The 22,531-nt window shown below is 70.6% G+C and carries 22 protein-coding genes; 13 read left to right on the forward strand and 9 right to left on the reverse strand.

The features are described 5' to 3' along the window. The first annotated feature begins 19 nt into the window (after positions 1-19). The 4 genes from ABZ860_RS27145 to ABZ860_RS27160 all read left to right on the forward strand — a co-directional run bounded on the left by ABZ860_RS27145 (position 20) and on the right by ABZ860_RS27160 (position 3,175). Positions 20-364 carry an STAS domain-containing protein gene (locus ABZ860_RS27145; RefSeq protein ID WP_142565964.1) on the forward strand — a complete coding sequence of 115 codons (345 nt, stop codon included), beginning with the start codon at positions 20-22 and terminating at the stop codon, positions 362-364. A gap of 33 nt (positions 365-397) precedes the next feature. Then, positions 398-1,177, forward strand: a complete 780-nt coding sequence (locus ABZ860_RS27150) for an SDR family NAD(P)-dependent oxidoreductase (protein ID WP_357225210.1) — start codon at positions 398-400, stop codon at positions 1,175-1,177. A 15-nt stretch (positions 1,178-1,192) separates the two neighbouring features. Then, on the forward strand, positions 1,193-1,990 hold the full coding sequence (locus ABZ860_RS27155) for a crotonase/enoyl-CoA hydratase family protein (protein WP_357225212.1): 798 nt from the start codon (positions 1,193-1,195) through the stop codon (positions 1,988-1,990). Between the two features lie 276 nt (positions 1,991-2,266). Continuing rightward, positions 2,267-3,175: a hypothetical protein gene (locus ABZ860_RS27160; protein WP_357225213.1), complete on the forward strand. Its 909-nt coding sequence runs from the start codon at positions 2,267-2,269 to the stop codon at positions 3,173-3,175. 83 nt (positions 3,176-3,258) lie between these two features. Here the strand turns inward: ABZ860_RS27160 and ABZ860_RS27165 are convergent, their stop codons facing one another. Together ABZ860_RS27165 and ABZ860_RS27170 are read right to left on the reverse strand one after the other, a co-directional pair. Further along, a complete protein-coding gene (locus ABZ860_RS27165; RefSeq protein ID WP_357225215.1) occupies positions 3,259-4,167 on the reverse strand; it encodes an SDR family oxidoreductase in 909 nt (302 codons plus the stop codon). Next, positions 4,164-4,766: a TetR/AcrR family transcriptional regulator gene (locus tag ABZ860_RS27170; RefSeq protein ID WP_357225218.1), complete on the reverse strand. Its 603-nt coding sequence runs from the start codon at positions 4,764-4,766 to the stop codon at positions 4,164-4,166. The genes ABZ860_RS27165 and ABZ860_RS27170 overlap by 4 nt, the downstream gene beginning before the upstream one ends. Before the next feature lie 132 nt (positions 4,767-4,898). Here ABZ860_RS27170 and ABZ860_RS27175 point away from each other — a divergent pair, with 132 nt between their 5' ends. After that, the gene (locus ABZ860_RS27175) at positions 4,899-5,516 is read left to right on the forward strand and encodes a rhomboid family intramembrane serine protease (protein ID WP_357225220.1); all 618 of its coding nucleotides are present in this window, start codon (positions 4,899-4,901) and stop codon (positions 5,514-5,516) included. A 12-nt stretch (positions 5,517-5,528) separates the two neighbouring features. Here ABZ860_RS27175 and ABZ860_RS27180 read toward each other — a convergent pair whose 3' ends face one another. The 3 genes from ABZ860_RS27180 to serC form a co-directional block, all read right to left on the reverse strand. Next, on the reverse strand, positions 5,529-6,206 hold the full coding sequence (locus ABZ860_RS27180) for a hypothetical protein (protein ID WP_357225222.1): 678 nt from the start codon (positions 6,204-6,206) through the stop codon (positions 5,529-5,531). Then, positions 6,203-6,769 (reverse strand): RNA polymerase sigma factor, encoded by a 567-nt coding sequence (locus ABZ860_RS27185; protein ID WP_357225225.1) that lies wholly within the window; start codon positions 6,767-6,769, stop codon positions 6,203-6,205. The genes ABZ860_RS27180 and ABZ860_RS27185 overlap by 4 nt, the downstream gene beginning before the upstream one ends. A 149-nt stretch (positions 6,770-6,918) precedes the next feature. Beyond that, on the reverse strand, positions 6,919-8,031 hold the full coding sequence (gene serC / locus ABZ860_RS27190) for a phosphoserine transaminase (RefSeq protein ID WP_357225226.1): 1,113 nt from the start codon (positions 8,029-8,031) through the stop codon (positions 6,919-6,921). A gap of 123 nt (positions 8,032-8,154) precedes the next feature. Here serC and ABZ860_RS27195 point away from each other — a divergent pair, with 123 nt between their 5' ends. Further along, positions 8,155-10,887 carry an ABC transporter substrate-binding protein gene (locus ABZ860_RS27195; protein ID WP_357225229.1) on the forward strand — a complete coding sequence of 911 codons (2,733 nt, stop codon included), beginning with the start codon at positions 8,155-8,157 and terminating at the stop codon, positions 10,885-10,887. A gap of 128 nt (positions 10,888-11,015) precedes the next feature. Here the strand turns inward: ABZ860_RS27195 and ABZ860_RS27200 are convergent, their stop codons facing one another. After that, on the reverse strand, positions 11,016-12,122 hold the full coding sequence (locus ABZ860_RS27200; RefSeq protein WP_357225231.1) for a citrate synthase 2: 1,107 nt from the start codon (positions 12,120-12,122) through the stop codon (positions 11,016-11,018). A 143-nt stretch (positions 12,123-12,265) separates the two neighbouring features. Between ABZ860_RS27200 and pdxH the strand changes: the two genes are divergently transcribed. Then, positions 12,266-12,937: a pyridoxamine 5'-phosphate oxidase gene (pdxH, locus tag ABZ860_RS27205; protein ID WP_357225233.1), complete on the forward strand. Its 672-nt coding sequence runs from the start codon at positions 12,266-12,268 to the stop codon at positions 12,935-12,937. Between the two features lie 5 nt (positions 12,938-12,942). Here pdxH and ABZ860_RS27210 read toward each other — a convergent pair whose 3' ends face one another. Next, positions 12,943-13,554 carry a UdgX family uracil-DNA binding protein gene (locus ABZ860_RS27210; protein WP_357225235.1) on the reverse strand — a complete coding sequence of 204 codons (612 nt, stop codon included), beginning with the start codon at positions 13,552-13,554 and terminating at the stop codon, positions 12,943-12,945. Positions 13,555-13,633: 79 nt separating this feature from the next. Here ABZ860_RS27210 and ABZ860_RS27215 point away from each other — a divergent pair, with 79 nt between their 5' ends. Next, on the forward strand, positions 13,634-14,338 hold the full coding sequence (locus tag ABZ860_RS27215) for a metal-dependent transcriptional regulator (RefSeq protein ID WP_357225236.1): 705 nt from the start codon (positions 13,634-13,636) through the stop codon (positions 14,336-14,338). Positions 14,339-14,458: 120 nt separating this feature from the next. Further along, positions 14,459-16,687, forward strand: coding sequence for a SpoIIE family protein phosphatase (locus tag ABZ860_RS27220; protein WP_357225239.1), 2,229 nt, complete (start codon positions 14,459-14,461; stop codon positions 16,685-16,687). Positions 16,688-16,722: 35 nt separating this feature from the next. On the opposite strand, the gene ABZ860_RS27225 is transcribed toward ABZ860_RS27220, so the two are convergent. After that, positions 16,723-17,613 (reverse strand): hypothetical protein, encoded by an 891-nt coding sequence (locus tag ABZ860_RS27225; protein ID WP_357225241.1) that lies wholly within the window; start codon positions 17,611-17,613, stop codon positions 16,723-16,725. Between the two features lie 147 nt (positions 17,614-17,760). On the opposite strand from ABZ860_RS27225, the gene ABZ860_RS27230 reads away from it, so the two are divergent. After that, the gene (locus tag ABZ860_RS27230; protein WP_357225244.1) at positions 17,761-18,552 is read left to right on the forward strand and encodes an alpha/beta fold hydrolase; all 792 of its coding nucleotides are present in this window, start codon (positions 17,761-17,763) and stop codon (positions 18,550-18,552) included. 65 nt (positions 18,553-18,617) lie between these two features. Then, on the forward strand, positions 18,618-18,779 hold the full coding sequence (locus ABZ860_RS27235) for a hypothetical protein (RefSeq protein ID WP_167538831.1): 162 nt from the start codon (positions 18,618-18,620) through the stop codon (positions 18,777-18,779). A 31-nt stretch (positions 18,780-18,810) separates the two neighbouring features. Here ABZ860_RS27235 and ABZ860_RS27240 read toward each other — a convergent pair whose 3' ends face one another. Further along, on the reverse strand, positions 18,811-19,956 hold the full coding sequence (locus ABZ860_RS27240; RefSeq protein ID WP_357225245.1) for an acyl-CoA dehydrogenase family protein: 1,146 nt from the start codon (positions 19,954-19,956) through the stop codon (positions 18,811-18,813). Positions 19,957-20,193: 237 nt separating this feature from the next. On the opposite strand from ABZ860_RS27240, the gene ABZ860_RS27245 reads away from it, so the two are divergent. Together ABZ860_RS27245 and ABZ860_RS27250 are read left to right on the forward strand one after the other, a co-directional pair. Further along, positions 20,194-21,624, forward strand: a complete 1,431-nt coding sequence (locus ABZ860_RS27245) for a hypothetical protein (RefSeq protein WP_357225247.1) — start codon at positions 20,194-20,196, stop codon at positions 21,622-21,624. An 11-nt stretch (positions 21,625-21,635) separates the two neighbouring features. Beyond that, positions 21,636-22,520, forward strand: a complete 885-nt coding sequence (locus ABZ860_RS27250; protein WP_357225248.1) for a class F sortase — start codon at positions 21,636-21,638, stop codon at positions 22,518-22,520. Positions 22,521-22,531: the final 11 nt, after the last annotated feature.

A 22,531-nucleotide genomic window follows, 5' to 3' on the forward strand; every position in this document is an offset into this window, starting at 1 on the left:
AGCTGAGGAGGTCCCGACGATGAAGCTGCGGCTCGCGCGCCAATCGCTCTCCAATGCCGTCGTGGTGGCCGTGGAGGGGGAGCTCGACCTGTTCACGGCTCCGTTCCTGCGTGACGAGATACGGGACGCCATACGCGACGACGGCCCGACGCTCGTGCTCGACCTCGGCGAGCTGTCGTTCATGGACTCGAGCGGGCTCAGCGTGCTCATCGAGGCCTGGCGGCTCGCCACGAGCGAGGGCGGCGGGGTGTGCCTCGCCTCACCGCAGCCTCCGGTGGCCCGCATCCTGCGCACGACCGGCCTGGACAGGCGGATCAAGGTCTACCCCGACGTCGATACCGCGATTTTGCAGCACCCCGAGTAGAACTTCATTCGGTTCGCGCGTTAAGGTCCGGCTATGGATCTGAACGGAGCAGCAGCAATCATCTCGGGCGGTGCCAGCGGCCTCGGTGAGGCCACGGCCCGCGAGCTGGCCCGTGTCGGCGCGACCGTGGTCGTGGCCGACCTGAACGCGGAGCGCGGCAAGGCGCTGGCCGACGAGATCGGCGGCGTGTTCGCCCACACCGACGTGTCCGACGAGGCGTCGGTGCAGGCCGCGGTGGAGGCGGCGGTCGCCACCGGCAAGCCGTTGCGCGCCGTGATCAGCAGCGCCGGCATCGGCTGGGCCCAGCGCACGGTCGGACGGGACGGCTCGCCGCACGACCTCGCGTCCTACCGCAAGGTGATCGACGTCAACCTGATCGGCACCTTCAACCTCATGCGCATCGGCGCGGCGGCCATGGCCGAGACCGCGCCGGTGGACGAGGACGGCGCCCGCGGCGTCGTCATCAACACCGCGTCGGTCGCCGGCATCGAGGGCCAGACGGGCCAGGTGGCGTACTCCGCGTCCAAGGGCGGCATCATCGGCATGACCCTGCCCGCGGCCCGCGACCTCGCGGCCATCGGCGTCCGCGTGCTGACCATCGCGCCGGGCATCATCGACACCCCCATCTACGGGAAGATCGGCGACAAGAACGCCGAGGAGTTCAAGGCCAAGCTCATCGGGCCGGTGGCGTTCCCCAAGCGCCTCGGCAAGGCCTCGGAGTTCGGCCACCTGGTGCGTGCGCTGATCGAGAACGACTACATGAACGGCGAGGTCATCCGCTTCGACGGCGGCATCCGTTTCCAGCCCAAGTAAGCCGAGTGAGGTCAGGTGTCCGAGGTCAACTCCGGGCCGTCCGCTGAGCCGGACGAGGTACTCGTAGAGATCGTCGACGGCGGCGTCGCCGTCGTCACCATCAACCGGCCCAGGGCCAGGAACGCCGTGAACGGCGCGGTGGCGCGCGGGATCGCGGCCGCACTGGACGAGCTGGACGAAAGCCCCGACGTGTCCGCGATCGTCCTCACCGGGGCCGGCGGCACGTTCTCCGCGGGCATGGACCTGAAGGGCTTCCTCACCGGGGACATGCCGGTGGTCGAGGGCCGGGGCTTCGGGGGCATCACCGAGGCGCCGCCGAAGAAGCCGATCCTCGCCGCGGTCGAGGGGTACGCGCTGGCCGGCGGATTCGAGCTGGCGCTGTCGTGCGACATCATCGTGGCGTCCGAGGAGGCCAAGTTCGGCCTGCCGGAGCCCAAGCGCGGCCTGGTCGCCGGCGCGGGCGGGATCATGCGGCTGCCCCGCCGGATCCCGTACCACGTCGCCATGGAGATCGCCCTGACCGGCGATCACTACCCGGCCGCCCGGCTGTACGAGCTGGGGCTGGTCAACCGCATCACGTACCCGGGCGAGGCGCTCAACGGCGCGCTCGAACTGGCCCGCACGATCGCGGCGAACGCCCCGCTGGCGCTCGCCGCGACCAAGCGGGTCGTCGTCGAGTCGGCCGACTGGCCGCTCGACGAGATGTTCCGCAGGCAGGGCGAGATCGTGAGCCCGGTCTTCACCTCGAAGGACGCGATGGAGGGCGCCGCGGCCTTCGCCGAGAAGCGCGCTCCCGTCTGGAAGGGCGAGTGACCCTCGTCTCGTAAGGCCGCTCGGGGCGCTCCGCGCAGGGGCGCCCCGAGTCATGTCCGGGGCCGTCGTAGGCGCGCCGTGAGGAGTCGGGACGGTTTCCGGGACCGGTGTCCCAGGGGCCGTTCCGGCCGGGGACGGAATCTCGGGACAGTGTCCTGTCCGGCTGGGCGCTGCCCTAACCCGGACGGCGGACGGTGCATCGGTCGCTGTGTGGACGCGGCACTCCGGCTCGTCCGCCTACCTTCCCTCGTGAAGATCACCACGAAGGGGAGAGAGATGAATCTGCGGACAGGACGTGGGACCTGGCTGGCGGCCGGGGCGGTGGCGGGGCTGCTCGTGGGCGGTGGAGGAATCGCCGTGGCCACGACGGCGGCGACGACCTCGATCGTGGCCTGCGTGGGAGCCGACGGCGTGATGCGCATGGTTGGGGAGCTGGAGTCGGGCCAGGCCGCAGCCGCTGGGCTCGCCGCGCCCACTCCCACCGCCACGGCGCCCGGGGCGGTGTGCCGCACCGGCGAACGGACGGTCACCTGGAACGTCGTCGGCCCTGAGGGCCCACAGGGCGCGCAGGGCCCGCAGGGCGCGACCGGACCGCAGGGGCCCAAGGGAGACACCGGCCCCCAGGGGCCTCAGGGCGCGACCGGACCGCAGGGCCCCAAGGGGGACAAGGGCGAGCCGGGCGCCGCGTACGGGAAGACCTACCTCGAGAACAGGGAGATCGAGCAGACAGACGGGACGATGTATGAGGTGACGAGGATCTCCAACCTGCCCGCCGGGAACTACGTCATCCAGGCCAGCGTGGTCGCCCGTCACCTCTATCCCGTGTCGTTCTCCGTCGAGTGCTCGGTCAGCACGCCTGTCGGCTCCACCTCCGCCCGCGCGAACCAGAACGGCAGTGGCGCACCGAACGCGACGGTGACGCTCGCGTTTCCGGCCACCGCCAAGCTGAACGCCTCCGGTCCGGTGATCCTCAGCTGTCACGCTCTTTCCACCGGAGCCATCGACGTCGTCACGACCGGCAAGCTGCTGGTGACCAGCGTGCCCGAGGTCACGACCGGGCCCGGGCCGACCGTCACACCGTCTGCCCCTCCAACCGTCACGCCGTCCGTCACTTCGACCGCCATGCCGACCGTCACGCCGACCGCCCCTTCGACAGCCGGGCCGACGCCCACGCCGTCGCGCTGACGACGCCGGAGGACGGCTCGACGCAGGCGAGGAGGCGCTCGACGGAATCGCTCTCGCCCGCCACGGGCGAGAGCGAAACCGGGTCAGAGCGGGTCGCCGAGGGGGCCGTACTCCTCCTCCAAGGCGTTCGCCCAGTGGGCGGCGAAGTCCGGCTGGGCGCCGTCCGCGTCGGTGAAGCCGTACTCCTTGTACAGATCCCAGGTGGCCAGGGCGCGTCCGGTCCTGGCCATGATCCCGGGGTCGGCGGCCAGGGCGGCGACGGCCCGCCCGAGGTACGCCGGGGTCTCGGAGTGGGCGAAGTTGGGATCCTGAGCCACCGCGTCCCGCCAGTTGGCCTCGGTCACGCCGAAGTGCTCCAGCATGGCCTCCGAGCGCAGGAAACCCGGCGTGACGGCGACGGCCGCGACGCCGTACGGCTTGAGCTCCGCCGCCTGGGCGACGGCGAGGCGGATCACCGTGGACTTGGCGATGTCGTAGAAGAACGAGCCGCGATAGCGGGCGGTGTTGCCGTCGGTGACCTCCACGACCAGGCCGCTCCGGCGGGCGACCATCAGGGGCAGCGCGAACCGGCTCGTGACGATGTGGGTCTCCACCGCGCGGCGCAGCAGCCGCAGGCCGGTGTCGAGGTCCTGCTCCCACAGGGGGTGCTCCCAGTCGGTCAGCGCGTCGCCGCCCCACACCGAGTTGACCAGGACGTCTAGCCGCCCGTCCTGCTCGGCGGCGATCCGGCCGACCAGGGCGCGCACCTCCTCGGGGTCGCTGTGGTCGGTGCGCACGGCGATGCCGGTGCCGCCGGCCGCGGTGACCCGCGCCGCGGTCTCCTCGACGGTCTCAGGACGGTCCAGGTCGGAGCGGCCGGCCGCGCTGCTGCGGCCGGAGACGTAGACCGTGGCGCCCGCGGCCCCGAGCTCGACGGCGACGCCGCGTCCGCCGCCCCGCGTGCCCCCGGCGACCAGGGCGACCTTCCCGGCGAGCGGCTGCCTGTCGTTCATCGCTTCTCCTCACGGCGGGTGTGGGGCGCCAGCAGGTCGGTGACAGCCCTCCTGAGCCGCTCCGGCAGCGTGCCCCGCCGGTCGAGGGCCCACGTCAGGCCGGTGCCAGCGATCAGCGCCTGGACCGACTCGGCCAGCGCGGCGGTGTCGGTGCCGGTTCGCAACTCGCCCTCGGCCACCGCCTCGTCGAGCAGGGTCAGGATCGCCCGTCGCTGCGCCTCGTGGATGGCCAGGGCGTGCTCGTGCAACTGCGGATCGGTGAGGTCCATGCACAGGAACGCCAGGTGATTGGCGAAACGCTCCGGGGTGTCCATGAGGGTCATCGACTCCTCGGCCAGCGCCAGCAGCGCCTCCAGCGGCGAGGGATGCCCCTGCCGCAGCCGCTCGTGGTGCGCCCGCGCCTCGTGCGCAGACTGCCTCGCGAGCGCCACCAGCAGGCCGTGCTTGGACCCGAAGCGCTGCACGAGAGTGCCGGGCACGAGCCCCACCTCGTCGGCGACCGCGCCGAGGGTCAGGCCGGCCGGACCCACCCGGCCGATCACCTCGGCCGTCGCTCGCAGGATCACCGAATCGTCCACTCCGCGGGGTCGTCCGGCCACCGGTCCTCCCATTTATAAATGACTGTTCATTTATAAATACAGTCACCCGGCCTCTCCCCGCAACCCGAGGCATGATCCCGGCGGATCGGGGCAGTCCGCTCGTTCGTGAGCGGGACTGCGTACGGTGAGACCATGAGTGATTCCGGGCCCGGGCTGCCCCGGCCGGGCCGGTCGATGCGGGAGCGGACGTCCGCGCTGCTCACCGGCGCCCTCGGCAGCGCGATCCTGATGATCGTGCTCGTCGCGGTGATGTGGGCGATCGAGATCGTCGACTACATCGAGAACGGACGGCTCGACAGGTGGGGCATCGTCGCCCACGAGCCGGACGGCCTGCCCGGGATCCTGTTCGCGCCGTTCCTGCACGCCGGGTTCGCCCATCTGATGGCGAACTCCGTGCCGCTGCTGATCCTGGGGTTCGTGGCCGCCATCAGGGGGATCGGCAGGTTCCTGGGGGCGAGCCTGATCATCATCCTGGTCAGCGGGCTGGGCGTGTGGTTCACCAGCCCGCCGGACACGCTGACGATCGGCGCGAGCGGCCTCGTCTTCGGATATTTCGGTTATGTGGTGGCCCGGGGGTTGTTCGACCGCCGGGCCCTCGACATCGTGCTCGGCGTCGTGGTCGCCGTGCTGTACTACTCGATCCTGTGGGGGGCCCTGCCCACCCAGCCGGGCGTCTCCTGGCAGGGCCACCTGTTCGGCCTCATCGGCGGCGTGATCGCCGCCTGGCTGCTGCGCCGCCGCAGGGCCTGACCCGCGTACGGCTCAGGAGCCGGGAGGCGGGGTGGCGGTCCCGACGTCGAACGCCGAGGGGTCGTCGACGACCCGGCAGGGCTTCACGGGCCCTTCGGTCAGCCGGCCGGAGAACTGCCAGGCGACTCCCGGGTGGCCGGGGTCCGGCTCCACCGGATTCTCGTTGACCTCGATCATCACGATCTGCCCCGGCTCGATGAACTCGGGGTGGATGGTGATGCCGTTCTTCGGCCGGATGGCCTTACTGGACGCGAGATTCTCCGTCGCCCTTCGGATGCGCGCCTGGACGGCCGGGTCCTTGCTCTCCAGGTCCTTCTTGGCGAAGGAGGTCCGGTCGCCCTTCACCACGGGAGCGCGCCCGTAGGCGCACCTCTTGCCCAGCGGCAGATAGGTGATGTCGGCGTGCACGCCCATCTTCGCCAGGTCGCGCTCGACCTGGTCCGGGTCCCTGAACTCGTTGATCTTGAGGTTGATCGAGCCGTCCGGGTTCTTCGTCAGCGCGTACGCAGGGGTCTGCTGCCCGGCCACGAGCGGCACGGCGACGGCCGCCGCGGCGGCGGCGACGATCCCGGCGCCGGCCAGGACCCGGGTCCGGACGCTCCGGCGCCTCGGTGTGTGCGCCCGGACCTCACGTGCGGCGATCTCCGCCTTGAGTTCCGCGAGCAGCCTGTCCTCGAAAGTGTCGTTCACTTCGTTCCTCCGATCAGTTCCATGACGCCGGGAAAGCGCTGGACCTGCCGACGGGCGCGGTGCAGCCTCACCCGGGCGGTGCCCTGCCTGATGCCGAGCGCGGCGGCGGCCTCGGCGGGGCTGAGCCCGTCCACGGCCACGAGTTCCAGCAGCGCGCGGTCGGCGTCCGGCAGATCGGCCATCGCCTCCAGCGCCAGGCGGGCCGGCGACTCGGCGTCGACGCGTTCCTCCAGGCGGGCGATGTCGTCGGCGTCGAGCAGGCGGCGGCCGGCGATCCTGCTGGTGGCGCGTAACTCCCTCGCCGTACGGCGGCGCTGTGCCAGCACCGTGTTGCGCGCAACGCCGTACAGCCAGGCGATCTCGCTGCCCCTGTCCGGGCGGTAGGTGTGCGCGGAATCCAGCACGGCGAGGAACACCTCGGCCGTGAGGTCGGCGACGGTGTGCGGATCGTCCGCCCGCCTGGACAGGAACCGCGTCACGGCGTCGACGTGCCGCCGGTAGAAGGCTTCGAATGCGTCGGGATCACGGGCGAAGCCCGCCGGACCCGTCTGTCTGCGGCGCACCGGCGCTCCCCTCGGTCGTGTGACAAAACACAACCCTGCTTGGACGAAGGGCCGCACACCGTTACAGGACCGGAAAAACGAAAAAGCCGACGGCCCGGAGACCGTCGGCGAGATCGGCGGCCGCCAGGGAGGCGGCCGCCGTGAGAACACTAGAGACGCTCGACCACGTAGTCGACGCAGGAGGTCAGCGCCTCGATGTCGGCGGGGTCGACCGCCGGGAACATCGCGATCCGCAGCTGGTTGCGGCCGAGCTTGCGGTAGGGCTCGGTGTCCACGATGCCGTTGGCCCGCAGCACCTTCGCGACCGCCGCGGCGTCCACGGCGTCGTCGAAGTCGATGGTCCCGACGACGTTGGAGCGCTGCGCAGGGTCGGCCACGAACGGCGTGGTGTACGACGTCTTGTCGGCCCAGGTGTACAGCCGCGAGGCGGAGTCGGCCGACCGGGCGGTGGTCCAGGCGAGGCCGCCCTGGGCGTTCATCCAGTCGATCTGGTCGGCCAGCAGGAACAGCGTGGCGACCGCCGGGGTGTTGTACGTCTGGTCCTTGACCGAGTTGTCGATCGCGGTCGGCAGGCTGAAGAACTCGGGGACGAACCGGCCGCTCTCGGCGATCTCCGTCACCCGGGCCAGCGCCTTGGGCGAGAACAGCGCGATCCACAGGCCGCCGTCGGAGGCGAAGCTCTTCTGCGGGGCGAAGTAGTAGACGTCGAACTCGTCGGCGGAGACCGGCAGGCCGCCGGCGCCGCTGGTGGCGTCGACCAGGACCAGCGACTCGTCGTCAACGACGCGCTTGATCGGCATCGCGACGCCGGTCGAGGTCTCGTTGTGGGTGAGCGCGTAGACGTCCACGCCCTCCTCGGCGACCGGCAGCGGGTGGCTGCCCGGCTCCGACTTGATCACCGACGGGTCGGCGAGCCAGGGGGCCTTCTTCGCGACCGTCGCGAACTTCGAGGAGAACTCCCCGAAGTTCAGGTGCTGCGACTTCTCCCGGATCAGCCCGAAGGACGCGATGTCCCAGAACGCCGTGGTGCCGCCGTTGCCCAGCACGACCTCGTACCCCTCCGGGAGGGAGAACAGGTCGGTGAGCCCGGCGCGGACGCGGGCGACGAGGTTCTTCACCGGCTTCTGCCGGTGGGAGGTGCCCATCACCTTCGCCCCGGCGTCGGCGAGAGCGGCGAGCTGCTCGGGGCGTACCTTCGAGGGCCCGCAGCCGAAGCGGCCGTCGGCGGGCTTGATGTCAGCGGGAATCACGATGTCAGCCACGGTTCAAGCGTAGTGAGACCTGCGGATGCTCTAGACCATGGTCCGGATGGTGAGACATCATGGTCCCGTTTTAAGATCACGCACCACCTCAGGAATGGACCCCGCCCCCCGGGAGACAACCGCGTGGCCGACCCGCACGCCGTCATCGAGACACTGGTTCGCAGGCCGTTCTTCTGGCGATCCGACCGACCCCTGCCCCTCGTCCTCGTCGTCGGCCGCGACGGCGGCGCCTTCGACGCGGCCCGGCGGCTCGCCGCGCCCTTCGAGGACTCCCTCCCGCAGGCCACGGTCAGGGCGGGGGAGTACGACACGCTGCGTGAGCTGGTCGAGGCGCTGGCGGGCGAGCACGGTGAGCTCGGCAAGCCCGTCGGCGGATCGTTCCTGCCCCCGCCGCGGTTCCCGCTGGTCCAGTTCGTGCTGTGGGCGCGCCGCCAGCGCGAGGAGCCGCCTTCCGGGGAGCCGGTCGACGTGCCCGGCCGGACCTGGCCGCCCGACCCGCAGTCGCGTACGGGCCAGGAGGAGTTCAAGGAGCGGCTCAAGGACTGGCGCAGGGGCAGGTACGGCGGCGACCGGGGGCGCAGGACCGCGGCGGACTTCCTCGGCCGCGCGGCCACCACATGGGTGCCGGTGGGCACGCTCGCGGCCTGGTCGCTCGGCGGGGCCTCCGACCTGGTCGGCCTGATCCCGTGGGCGCTCGGCGTGCTCGTCGCCGTCGTCGGCACGTTGATCCAGGCCATGCTCTCGATCAGGGGGTCCTTCTTCAACGGCTGGTTCAGGAAGCAGCCCTACCTGACCAGGAAGCCCTTCGAGCGCCTGCCGAAGTACGCGCTGCGCATCGCCGACGCGAGCGAGGAGGAGGTCGAGCGGCTGCTCGTCCACGCCCTGTGCCAGGACCTGCGCCAGGCGTACCAGAAGTGGCTGATCCCGTGGCCGAGCTGGGGGCGTGGCCTCTACGCGATGCTGGTCCTCGACGCGCGGTGGTCCGGCGACGTCAACGAGCGGCTCCTGCGCACGCTGGAGGAGACGGTCGAGGAGACCGGGCTGCTGCCGCCGCTCCTGGTGCTGGCCGCCGTGCCCGATTCGTTCGCGCCGGGCAGCCGGCCGGTCACCGCGGGCCGGATGTCGGACCTGTCCACGCTGGTGGCGTCGTGGCGGACGGCGGCGCGGCGGCGGGTGCCGCCGCTGCGGCTGATGGTCAGCGCGCCCGCTATCCCGCCGGACGACGACTACCGGCCGCGCCTGCTGGGCAGCCGGCTGCGGGCGATCGGCTACTGGTGCGTGATGGCGCTCCTGCTCATCGGTCCTGTCGTCCTGCTCGGGCGCATCCAGCAGGACCGCAACGCGCACTGCGGCGGCCTGTCCTGGGTCGAGCGCATGGACAAGGAGTGCGTCGGCGTCGTGAACGCCGACGGGCCCACCCCGGACGGGCTCTTCTCGTCGGACGAGATAACGAAGCTCGTCGCCCGGATCGACCACAACAACGACCTGGCCAGGCAGGCCGGGACGTACGTCAGCGTGGTGCTGTTCGGCGAGTACTCCGTGGCGCAGGACCAGAACGACAGCGCGTTCGTCGGGGCCCGGGCGGAGCTGACGGCCGTGGAGGAGTATCAGCGCGGCGTCTCCGGCGCGCCCCGCCTCCAGGTGCTCGTGGCCAACGCCGGGACGAACTTCCACCGGGGGCGGCGTACGGCGGAGCTGGTCAGCGAGATGGCGGCCGAGGACCCCCGCGTCCTCGGCGTGATCGGCTTCCAGCGCAGCGTCCGCGGCGTCGAGGAGGCCATCCGGACGCTGCACACGGCGAAGATCCCGATGCTGGTGACCACCGCGACGGCCGACCGGCTCGGCTACCTGGCGGACGACCCCGCCCGGTCCGGGTCCGGCTACACCTCGCCGTACGTGTTCCGCCTGGGGCCGTCGAACCGGCGGCAGGCGCGGCTGGCCGCCAGGTACGCCCGCCATCGGCTCCTCGGCAGGGTGCCCAAGCCGTCCGCGGTGGTCGTCCAGGACCAGACGGACGACGACAACTACACGAACAACCTCGCCGACGACTACGCGGACGAGGCCCGCGCCGTGGGGATCACGGTCAGCGACCGCGTCGCGTACAAGGACCGGGGAACGGGCATGGACCTGGCGGTGAGCCGGGCCTGCGGGCACGGGCCCGACCTGCTCCTCTACGCGGGCCGTGCGGCCGACTTCCTCGACTTCCTGCGCTACATCGAGGGCAAGGACTGCGGCAAGGAGCCGATCAAGGTCCTCGCGGGCGACGACGTCATCAAGGCGGTCGCCAACAGCGGCCCGGTGATCGGCGACTACCGGCGCGTGCAGGTCTACTACGCGGCGCTGGCGAGCCGCGAGCTGTGGCGCGGCGGCACCGTGGCGCCGACGGGCTTCGTGCAGAGCCTGCTGAGCGGACGGCACCCGAAGGAGTCCGACGACAACCTCATCCTCAGCTACGACGCCGCCAAGCTCTTCTACGAGCGCGTCAACGCGGCCTACCGGGGCGGGCTGCCCAGCAGGGGAGACGTGCTCTACCAGATCTCCCTCGTCTCCCCGCGCGACAGATGGAACGGTTCGAGCGGGGTGATCTCCTTCGGCGCCGCCGCCCACGAGCCCGAGGACAAGACCATCGCGATCATGAAGGTGAACGACGCGGGCAGGTCCGAGGTCGCGTACCGCTGCGGGCGCCTGGCCACCACCGAGCCCGAGGAGGGCAAGGAGAAGAACGGCGAGGAGAGGATCTGCCCGAACCTCGACGGGGACGCCGGGGAGCGCGCGGCCCGGAACGCCCCGGCGGCGGTCCCGTCCGCGGGCCCGTCCGCGCCCGCACGCCAGGACGCCGCCGGCTCCGGCCGATGACGCCTCCGGACGCGGAAACGGCCCGCCCCTCAGGGCGGGCCGTCACAGGTTGCCGACGGTGCGCGGGCGGGGCCCGGCGGCCTCTCGGAGCTTGTGGCACGCCGCAGGGCCACGACCCGCGCTGAGGCTCAGACCTTGCCGACGACCTCGGCGGCGCCGGGCACGTCGTTGATGGAGCGCTGCTTCGGGCCCACGTAGTTGGCGCTGGGGCGGACCAGCCTGCCCGTGCGCTTCTGCTCCAGGATGTGGGCGGCCCAGCCGGCGGTCCGGGCGCAGGTGAACATCGAGGTGAACATGTTCGACGGCACCTCGGCGAAGTCGAGGACCACCGCGGCCCAGTACTCCACGTTGGTCGCGAGGACCCGGTCCGGCTTGCGGGCGTGCAGCTCCTCGAGTGCGGCGGTCTCCAGCGCGGCGGCGACCTCGTAGCGCGGCGCGCCCAGCTCCTTGGCCGTACGGCGCAGCACGCGGGCGCGCGGGTCCTCGGCCCGGTAGACCCGGTGGCCGAAGCCCATGAGCCGCTGGCCCTTGTCCAGCTCGCTCTGGACGTACTTGCGGGCGTCACCCATCTTCTCGACGCCCTCGATCATGTGCAGCACCCGCGCCGGCGCGCCGCCGTGCAGCGGGCCGGACATCGCGCCGACCGCGCCCGACAGGGCGGCCGCCACGTCGGCGCCCGTGGAGGCGATCACGCGGGCGGTGAACGTCGAGGCGTTCATGCCGTGCTCCGCGGCCGACGTCCAGTAGGCGTCGATGGCCTTCACGTGCTTGGGATCGGGCTCACCGCGCCAGCGGACCATGAAGCGCTCGACGATGCTCTCGGCCTCGTCGACGCGCTTCTGCGGGACCATGGGCAGGCCCAGGCCGCGGGCCGACTGCGCGACGAACGACAGAGCGGTCACCGAGGCGCGTGCGAGATCGTCGCGGGCCTGGTCGTCGTCGATGTCGAGCAGCGGGCGGAAGCCGTACGAAGGCGCCAGCATGGCCAGCGCGCTCTGTACGTCTACTCGGATGTCGCCGGAATGGACGGGAAGTGGGTACGGCTCCGCCGGGGGCAGGCCCGGCTGGAACGTGTTGTCGACGAGCAGGCCCCAGACGTGTCCATAGGAGACGTTGCCCACGAGCTCTTCGATGTCGACGCCCCGGTATCGCAGGGCGCCCCCTTCTTTGTCCGGTTCCGCGATCTCGGTCTCGAACGCCACCACGCCTTCGAGCCCGGGTTTGAAGTCGGACATTCTCGGCCGCCTCCCTCTCTTGTGAAGTCCAGAGCCTTGATGTCGAGATACCGGCGGGTCAATTTAACCCGCAGCGCCCGACTGTCGCGCCCCCGGCCCTACCCAATGGGGTTCTCCCAGGTAGGGGCCACCGAGCGAGACGTATGCCGAGCAGGCGAGAATACCTTTCCGTGGACAGCGCTTCGCACCTCCCCGGGCTCCGGCACAGTTACGAAGGTGAGCCCCTGCTCGAATCCGGCATGGCAGGCGACCCGGTGACGCAGTTCGCGCTGTGGTTCGCGGACGCGGTCGCCGCGGGCCTGCCCGAACCGAACGCCATGGTCGTCGCCACCAGCTCCGCCGGTGGCCGTCCCTCCGCCCGCACCGTCCTCCTCAAGGGCTTCGACGAGCGCGGGTTCGTCTTCTTCACCAACTACGAGTCTCGCAAGGGCCGCGACCTCGGTGAGAACCCGCGGGCCTGCCTGCTGTTCCCGTGGCATCCCATCAGGCGGCAGGTCCGCGTGGAGGGGTCCGTCGTACGGCTCCCGCGCGAGGACAGCGCCGCCTACTTCCACTCTCGCCCGTACGGCTCCCGCATCGGCGCGTGGGCCTCCCGTCAGTCGGCGGTCGTGGAGTCGAGGGAGCAGCTCGACGCCAGGTTCCGCGAGCTGGCCGCGCGCTGGCCGCAGGATCCGCCGCTGCCGGACTTCTGGGGCGGCTTCCGGGTGGCGCCGGCGGAGGTCGAGTTCTGGCAGGGCCAGACCGACCGCATGCACGACCGGCTCCGCTACCGGCGGACCGGCGGAACCTGGACGCTGGAGCGCCTCGCCCCCTGACCCGGTCAGGGCAGCCCGGCCGCGACCTTGAGATCGGCGAGGAAGCCCGAGTACGCCTCGTCCCGGTCGGGCGCGCGCAGGATCGCCGAGGGATGGATCGTCGCCACGTAGTACGCCCCCTCGCGCCGGGGGACCGGCTCTCCCCGGTGCCTGGTGACGCGGAAGTCCGGGCCCAGCAGGGCCCGGGCGGCCGTGGCCCCCAGCACCACGGTCACCTCCGGGTCCACCAGGCGCATCTCGGCCTCCAGCCAGGGCCGGCACGCGTTGATCTCTCCCACGGTGGGCTTCTGGTGGATCCTGCGTTTGCCGCGGGGCTCGTACTTGAAGTGCTTGACCGCGTTGGTCACGTACACCGCCTCGCGCTCGATGCCCGCCTCTTCGAGCGCCCTGTCGAGCATGCGCCCGGCGGGCCCGACGAACGGCGCGCCCTCGCGGTCCTCCTGGTCGCCCGGCTGCTCGCCGACCAGCATGAACCGCGCGTCGGGAACGCCCTCGCCGAAGACCGTCTGCGTGGCGGCGCGGTAGAGGTCGCAGCCCTCGCAGTGCCGTGCGGCCTCCCTGAGCGCGGGCAGGCTGATCTCCGCCGGAAGGAATCCCTGGGCTCCGATGTTTCCCACCCTGGGTCGCTTCCCCAATAAGGTCGGCTGCGAACACAGGGGGAGGTCGTAGCATCGATTTACAGGGACTGGAGGAGCTTTGACCGCACACGGCCTGATCGATACGACGGAGATGTACCTCCGGACGATCTTCGAACTCGAAGAGGAGGGCATCGTCCCGCTTCGCGCCCGGATCGCCGAGAGGCTGCAGCAGAGCGGTCCGACCGTCAGCCAGACGGTGGCGCGCATGGAGCGCGACGGCCTGGTCAAGGTCGAGGGCGACAGGCACCTCAGCATGACCGCGCTGGGCCGCACGCTGGCCATCCGCGTGATGCGCAAGCACCGCCTCGCCGAGTGCCTGCTGACCCAGGTGATCGGCATGCCGTGGGAAGAGGTCCACATAGAGGCGTGCCGCTGGGAGCACGTGATGTCGGACTCGGTGGAGACCCGGCTCGTGAACCTTCTCAAGAACCCCCGGGTGTGCCCGCACGGCAACCCGATCCCCGGTCTCGACGAGCTGGGGGTGCCGCAGTCCGGTTCGGCCGGAGATGAGATGGTGTCTCCCATGGTGACCCTCGCGGGACAGGCGCCTGTGCCCGTTGTAGTGCGCCGAATCAGCGAACAAGTGCAAAGCGACCCCGCCGTGATGCTTAAACTCAAGCAAGTTGGGATACAACCCGGACGCGAGGTGACGCTCGCGGCGAGTGACAACGGTGTAACGGTGACTGGTGATGGTGAGGTGGGAACCACGACCGCGGACCTTTCGAGGGACGTCGCCTCACACGTTTTTGTCACCAGACGATGACGGAATGAGTTGTGCCTGGTTGAATCCCCTAGGGAGTCCTTTCATTTCTCGCGACCCAGCCTTCGCAGGAGCGCCCGTGCCCGGCATAGCGAACCCACCTCGTCAAGGGACGGTCGTGGCATGAGGCGATGGGGAGATCTGTCACAGGACGCCGACGACCACCTTTCGGCCGGTTCCGTGCTCGACCACGCGGAGATGGCCGTGGTCGTGACCGACCGCTTCAGCAACGTCCTGTACTGGAACCCCTTCGCCGAGCAGCTGTTCGGCCGTGTGGGCGCCTCCCCCGGCAAGGAGTCGCTGCACACCCTCGGGATCTCGGAGAAGGACCATCCGCTGGCGGCCGAGCTGGCCAAGCACGTGCTGCGCGGCGGGGTGTGGGAGGGCACGTTCGACGTGGCCCGCGGCGACGGCACGACGATCTACGTGCGCGCGCAGGCCGTGCCGCTGCGGCACCCCTCCGGTTCCGTGAGCGGCATCGTGATCACAGCGCGCGAGGCGATGCGCAGCAACGAGCGTGAGAAGGACCGCTTCGGCCTCCTCGAGCGGATCGGCGAGCGGCTCGCAGGCTCCCTGTACGTGGAGGAGACGCTCAACCGGGTCGCGGAGATGCTCGTCCCGCAGTTCGCCGACCACTGCTTCATCGAACTGAACGAGGGCGACCGCCTGGTGCGCAAGGTCTCCACGCATGTGAACGGCTGGACGCCGCCGCCGGACACCTGGCGGCCGGTGGGCGCGGAGATCAGATACCCCCTCGGGCACTACGCCGAGACCGCCCTGCGCCGCCAGGAGACGATCCTGGTCGAGGACTTCTCGCAGGTCAGCTACCCGGCGACGAGCGAGGGCGCGGCCCGGTTGTGCGGCGAGATCGGGATGACCTCGGCCATCGTCGCCCCGCTGTGCGTGCGCGGCGAGACGCTCGGCCTCATGTACCTCGGCCTGTCGAACCTCACCAACCGGCGCTCCCCCCACTACGACACCTTCGACCGCGACTTCGTCGGCGCCATCGCCACCCGCGTCGCGCTCGCCGTCGACAACGCGCTGCTGTTCGAGGAGGAGCGGCACACCGCCGAGTCGTTCCAGAAGCACCTGCTTCCGCGTCAGCCGCTGCCCTCGCTCGACGGACTGGAGATCGCGGTCCGCTACTACCCGGCCGCCCCGCTCGCCTCGCACGGCCAGGGCATCCAGACCCAGGTGGGCGGCGACTGGTACGACGTGATCCCGCTGTCGGCCGGCCGCGTCGGCATCGTCATCGGCGACGTCGAGGGCCGGGGGGCCAAGGCGGCGGCGGTCATGGGCCAGCTCAGGGCCGCGTTGCGCGCCTTCGCCCAGGACGACAAACCACCCGCCGACATCCTCGCCCGCCTGGACGAGTGGACCAGGATCGTCGCCGCGCCGGAACACGACGACTTCGGCGCCGACATCACCAACCCGCCGATCGTCACCTGCCAATACATGGTGTACGACGCGTGGTCGAGGCAGCTGTCGTTCGCCAACGCCGGACACGCGCCCCCGCTGCTGATCGTGGACGGCGAGGTCAAGGACCTGGACATCACCGAGGTCGGCCAGCCGCTCGGGGTGCGGGCCAAGGGCATGCACGCCGACCTGGTCTACAAGGAGGAGACGAGGGTGCTGCCGCCCGGCGCCACCCTGCTTCTCTACACCGACGGACTGGTCGACCGCAGGCCGCCGCGCGACTCCGCCACGGGCGTCCCCGGCGACGACGAGGCGCTCGACATCCTGCGCGAGAAGCTCGCCAAGGCGTCGGGGGAGTCCGTCGAGCGCATCGCCGACCTGGCCACGGTGGCCGTGCCCGGCGAGATCGACGACGACATGGCCATCCTCGTCGTCCGTTCCGCGGGCACCGAGCTGCAGTCCCAGGAGCGCACGTTCCCGGCCCAGCCGATCATGGTGAGCGAGGCGCGGCGGATGGCGTCCGAGGCGTTCGCGGGATGGCAGGTGCCCGAGGAACGCGCGGAGCTGGCCTGCCTGCTCGTCTCCGAGGTCGTGACCAACGTGGTCCTGCACGCCGCCAGCGCCAGCGTGCCGCGCCGCGAGCTGGTGCTCGACGGGCCGCCGCTGCCGTTCGACGAGTCGTGGGACGTGCCGGGCTTCGAAGAGGAGATCGCGGGCGACAAGGAGTTCACCCTGCGGCTGCGCAGGGGCGCGGAGTCCGTCTGGGTCGAGGTCTTCGACCAGGATCTCCGCCTGCCCCGCATCCGCAGCGCGGGGGAGAACGACGAGGGCGGTCGTGGCCTCTATCTCGTCGACCAGCTCGCGCGGCGCTGGGGCTCCCGCCCTACCCGCGAGGGCAAGGCGGTCTGGTTCGAGATCCCCATCGGCGGTCGTTAGGGCGTGACGCGCCTCCGGCGCGGGGGGCGTCACGGTCAGTTCTTCTGCACCAGGCAGCTGTATCCGTCCGGGCGTTCGGGTTCGAGCGTCACCTGCCGCAGCACGGTCGCCTCCATGGAGATGCGGAAGGTCTCCTGGTGCGCGCAGTCGTACAACGCGTACGTGCCCTCGCGTTCGCCGAGCAGCAGCACCTCCACGCCCCCGCGCAGCACCTTGCCGCTCTCGCGGTCGTTGAGCACCACCCACTGGTCCTGGAAGCCCACCATGGACAGGAGCATGCTGGCGGGCCTGCCCTTCTCGGCGACGGCGAGCGCGTCGCTCTCCATCTGCCCCATCAGCGCGAAGCCCAGCCCGATGCCGGTGAACGCGGCCACCACGATCTTCATGCCCGCGCGGCCGGTCGGCCGCCGCCGCAGCAGCCGGAACGGCACGAGGAAGGCCAGGGCGCCGATCAGCACCGAGGTGATCACGACGCCGGCCAGCGACGCGCCCTCGCCCAGCCCGAGGTAGCCGAGGAAGCCCCAATAGCTCGCCCCGCACCACAGCGCGCCGACGATCGCGGCGGCCCACGGGCGCACGCGTACGGCCTGGGTCAGGCGGGACAGATGGCCGAGGGTCGCCTTGTCGAGCAGCCACACGGCAGCCACGACGACACCCGCGAGCAGGGCGCCGGCGATGATGAGCAGGACCAGCGTCCCCACCAGGCGGCCGAACATCGTGGCCTGGTCGATGCCCGCCTGCTCGGGGCTGATGTTGAAGATGCCGTAGACCTGCTGGATGCCGAGATAGAGCAGCGCGTAGAGGGCGATGCCGATCGGCACCACGACCGACCCGCCGCGTTCCAGCAGATCGACGACCCCGGCTTTCGTCTCCGGCTCGGGCAGGTCGGCGAGGCCGGTGTGTTCCTCCGGCTTTGTCATGATCATTTGTGGTTCATTTCATTTTCAATCAGTGCGACGGAACATGATTGCAGGAGCAGAAGACGAGCGAACGGCGGGTCCGTTAACCGACGACGACGGACGCGACGCACTGCGCGCTTCTTTCCGGCCGCCCCGGGTGCTTGACTCGGACGCATGGAGCTCGCCCACGACCGCCGCGGCAGCGGCCCGCCGCTCGTCCTCCTCCACGGCATCGGTCACCACCGGCACGGCTGGCTGCCGGTCCTCGACCTGCTCGCGGAGCGGCACGACGTCATCGCGGTGGACCTGCCCGGCTTCGGCGAGTCCCCGCCGCTGCCATACGGCACGCCGTACAACGTGGAGACGCTGGGGCGGGCGGTGCGCGAGTTCTGGACCGGGCTCGGCCTGAGCAGGCCGCACGTCGCGGGCAACTCGCTGGGCGGCTACATCGCGCTCGACCTGGCCTCTTCCGCCGACGTCCGCACGGCCGTCGCGCTGTCTCCCGCCGGGTTCTGGTCCCGGCCCGAGCACGCGTACGCGCGGGCCGTGCTCCGCCTGGTGCGGCTGGCGGCGCGGGCGGACGGGCTGCCCGCGCTCGCGGCCCGCACGGACGAGGGGAAGGCGTTGGCCATGGGCCTGTTCGTGGCCCGTCCGGAACGGCTGTCGCGTGAGGCCGTGCTCGCGGCGGCCACGGCGATGCGCGAGTGCGTGGGGTTCGAGGAGACGCTGGACTCGATGGCGTGGGTCGCGCCGCCCGCGCCGCCCCAGGTGCCGGTCACGATCGCCTGGGGCGACCGCGACCGGCTGCTGCCGCGACGGCAGGCCGTACGCGCGGCGCGCTGGGCCGGGCAGCGGGCGCTGCTGCTGCGGGGCTGCGGCCACCTGCCGATGAGCGACGACCCGGAACTGGTCGCGCGGGTGATCGCCGAGGGCAGCAGCCGCGAAAGCGGCGAAGACCCGCGCTGAGTCTCCCTGCGCCGCTTGTGCCGACGGGCGCGCGGGGGCGGGGAAACCCACGCATACTGATCAGTGTGGACACCGGACTCATCCTTCTGGTCTTCCTGGCGCTCCTGTTCGCGTGGCTGCTGAACAAGGTGCGCCGGTTCTTCCGGCTGAGCCCGGTGGCCTACGGAGGCGTGATGGTCGTGTTCGTGGTGGCCATGCTGCTGATCTGGGGACAGCAGCACAGCTGATCCGCCGTCGGCCGCCCGCCGAGCCGCCGGGTCAGAAGCCGAAGGACCGGCCGATGATCTCCTTCATGATCTCGGTGGTGCCGCCGTAGATCGTCTGTACGCGGCTGTCCAGCCAGGCCTTGGCCACCGGATACTCCAGCATGTAGCCGTAACCGCCGTGGAGCTGGACGCACCGGTCGATGACCTTGTTCTGCAGTTCCGTCGTCCACCACTTGGCCTTCGCGGCGTCCACCGCCGTGAGCTCCTTGACGTTGAGCGCCCGCACGCACTTGTCCACGTAGTGGCGGGCGATCTCCACCTCGGTGGCCAGTTCGGCCAGCAGGAACCGTGTGTTCTGGAACTTGCCGATGCTGCGGCCGAAGGCCGTACGGTTGCGGCAGTACTCGATCGTCTCCTCCAGCACCGTCTCCGCCGCGGCCACCGCCGCCACCGCGATCGACAGCCGCTCCTGCGGCAGGTTGTTCATGAGCTGGAAGAACCCCTGGCCCTCCTCGCCGCCCAGGAGGTTGGCCACCGGCACCCGGACGTTCTCGAAGAACAGCTCGGCGGTGTCCTGCGCGTGCATGCCGACCTTCTCCAGGTTGCGGCCGCGGGTGAAGCCCTCCATGCCGCGCTCCACCACCAGCAGCGAGGTGCCGCGTGCGCCCGCCGAGGGGTCGGTCTTGGTCACGACCACGACGAGGTCGGAGTTGATGCCGTTGGTGATGAAAGTCTTCTGCCCGTTCACCACGTAGTGGTCGCCCTCGCGGACGGCGGTGGTGCGGATGCCCTGAAGGTCGCTGCCGGCCCCCGGCTCGGTCATCCCGATGGCCGTGATCAGCTCGCCGGACGCGAAGCCGGGCAGCCAGCGCTGCTTCTGCTCGTCGTTCGTCAGGTCGACCATGTACGGCGCCATGATGTCGTTGTGCAGGCCGAATCCCAGGCCGGTGGCGCCGACGCGGATGATCTCCTCGACGATCACCACGTTGTAGCGGAAGTCAGTGATCCCCGAGCCGCCGTACTCCTCCGGCACCGAGAAGCCGAACATGCCCAGCTCGCCCGCCTTCTTCCACACCTCGCGGGGGACGATGCCGTCCTTCTCCCACTGCGCGTGGTGGGGGACGACCTCACGGGCCATGAACTCACGGACGGTCTCGCGGAAGAGGTCGTGCTCCTCGTCGAAGAGGTCTCGCCGCATCGGGTACGCCTTCCGGCTCAGGGTCTGTTGGCCGCACCAGAATACGATTCTGGTCCTCCCCGGTCGATCGGCTCCAGGTTGTACGGACGGTCACAACTCCGAAACCATCGCGATAACGACCCCTTTGACCGCTTCGGTTACCCCTAAGATCTACCTTCGGTTTGCTATAGGCCCGCCAGGACGGACCTGTGATCGGAGTATGCGGTGATTCGGTGGAAAGCTGGTCTTCCTAGGACCATGGCCGCCTTGGCCCTCGGCCTGGCCGGTACGGCGATCGTCGTCGTGCCGTCGATGACGGCGCAGGCGAATACCGCCGATCTAGTGGTGGACTATGCCTGTCAGCAGGGCATCGCCACCTCGGGCTCGGGCACCGTCTATCTCCGGACGAAGCTCACCGTCCCGACGACGCTCAACGTCGGCGATCCACTCACCGTGGCGTGGAAGCTCAACTACAAGGACGCGACGCGTTTCGGATCGCCCGCGCGGCTGCCCAACGGCGGCCGGATCGAGGTGACCGGAAGGGTCAATCTCACCGGCAGCTGGATCGGGCAGCTTCAGCCCAAGGGGTCTGTGGACCAGCCGGGCGCGATGATCAAGGGCACCCCGCTCAAGCTTCCCGACGGCATCGCCGACTTCGCCTACACCGATCGAGAGGGCACCCTCACGGTCAAACCCGGCAAGCTGTTCGTCGACTTCCGTCCCCCCGCCTCCGAGGTCATGGTCAACGACGACGACTCGGCTATCACCTACAGCGGCGGCTGGGAGAACCTCGAGGGGCAGCCGAGCGGGGACAACGACTACCACCTCGACCTGCACCGGACCACGGCGGGCGGCGCCTGGGCGTCTCTCACCTTCACTGGCACCGGAGTGGACTACGTCGCGCAGCGCGACCGGCGCGCGGGACCGATCGACATCGACGTCGACGGTCAGCCCGGCACTCCGCCGCGGATCGACCCTTCGACGAACGACGACGGCACCCCGGTGAACGACGCCAACAAGGGCGGGCAGACCCTGTGGAAGTTCCACGGTCTCAAGTACGGCGAGCACACGATCACGATCAAGAACGTCGAGGACGGCAAGTGGGGCCAGCTCGACGCGTTCCGCGTGGTCACGCGGGAGCTGGCCAACCCGCCGCAGGAGTACCGCGCTGAGTGCACGCTCATCAGCGCACCGGTCGCCGTCCAGGTGACGATCGGCGGCGGGACGAACAGCAGCCCGTCCGCTTCGGTGGAGCCGAGCCAGTCGCCGGACAGCTCGCCTTCTCCGGACAGCTCGGCCAGCCCTTCCGGGAGCGCCTCGCCGAGCGCGTCGCCCACGCCTTCCCAGTCGCCGAGCGGCGGTAATCAGTCGCCTTCACCCTCGCCTTCGCCGTCGGCCAGTCCGTCGCCGGCTGCGGCGCAGACGCAGAACTACGTCGTGACGGCGGTGGTGACGCAGGGCAGCCCGTCGCCGACGGCGACGAGGACGGTGACACTGACCGCGACACCGAGCGTGGCGCAGGTGGCGATCACGCCTCAGGGTGGCGCGCAGACCGGTGAGGCTCCCGAGCGCGTGTCGTCCTCGGGCATGCTGCTGATCGGCTCGGGCGGCGCGCTGTTGATGATCGGCATGCTCAGTGGTGTGGCAATGCTCCGGCGCAGGGCGGCGCACTCGGGCGAGCGGGGCTGAGGAGGATGACGATGAACGACACTCCTGACGGCAGCGTTCCCGAGCAGGGCGGCGCGGGCACCGAGGCCAAGAAGACGCGCAAGCCGCTGCCCCAGCCGGTCCTCGCGACCCTGCTCGTGGCCGGGTCCTTCGGCGGCATCGCGGCGGTGATGGCCGGGATGCTCGCCGTGCTGAGCCCCTCGGACGCACAGGAGAGCGGGCCGGTCCCCGGCGCGGTGAACGTCCAGGACGCGGGCAACGTGGCCTTCCTGCCGCCGACCGTGGGCCCGGGCGGGCCCGGTGTGCCGCTCACGGCGGCGGACCCGACCGCGCCGCCGCCGGCTCCCGCGATGCAGCCGATCGCCCCGCTGACTCTCACGAGCGTGGCCTCGTCGTCCTCGAAGCCGCTGTCGTCCTCGTCGTCCGGCGCGAAGAAGGCGACGACCAAGAAGGTCACCGGCAGACCGCTCAAGATCAGCATTCCTGCGATCGGTGTGAAGGCCGCCGTGGGCTCGGTGGGCGTGGACAAGTCCGGCGTCATCCAGACGCCCCCGCTGAGCAAGCCCAGCCTCACCGGCTGGTACCGCTTCGGACCGGCCCCCGGCGACCAGGGGCCGGCGATCATCCTCGGGCACGTGAACACCCGCAAGGGCGCCGCCGTCTTCAGCCGCCTGCGCGAGCTCAAGCGCGGCAACAAGATCGCCGTTCTCCGTGCGGACGGCAAGATGGCGATCTTCACGGTGGACGGGATCGAGCAGGTCAGCAAGTCGACGTTCCCGACCAAGCGGGTCTACAGCAACACGATCACATCGTCGCTGCGACTGATCACCTGCGGCGGGGTCTACAACGCCAAGCAGCACCACTACACCGACAACATCATCGTCTACGCGACGCTGACGGAGACCAAGGGCAAGTGATCGCGGGGGTG

Source organism: Microbispora sp. NPDC046973 (assembly GCF_040644495.1).
In the GTDB taxonomy this organism is placed as follows: domain Bacteria; phylum Actinomycetota; class Actinomycetes; order Streptosporangiales; family Streptosporangiaceae; genus Microbispora.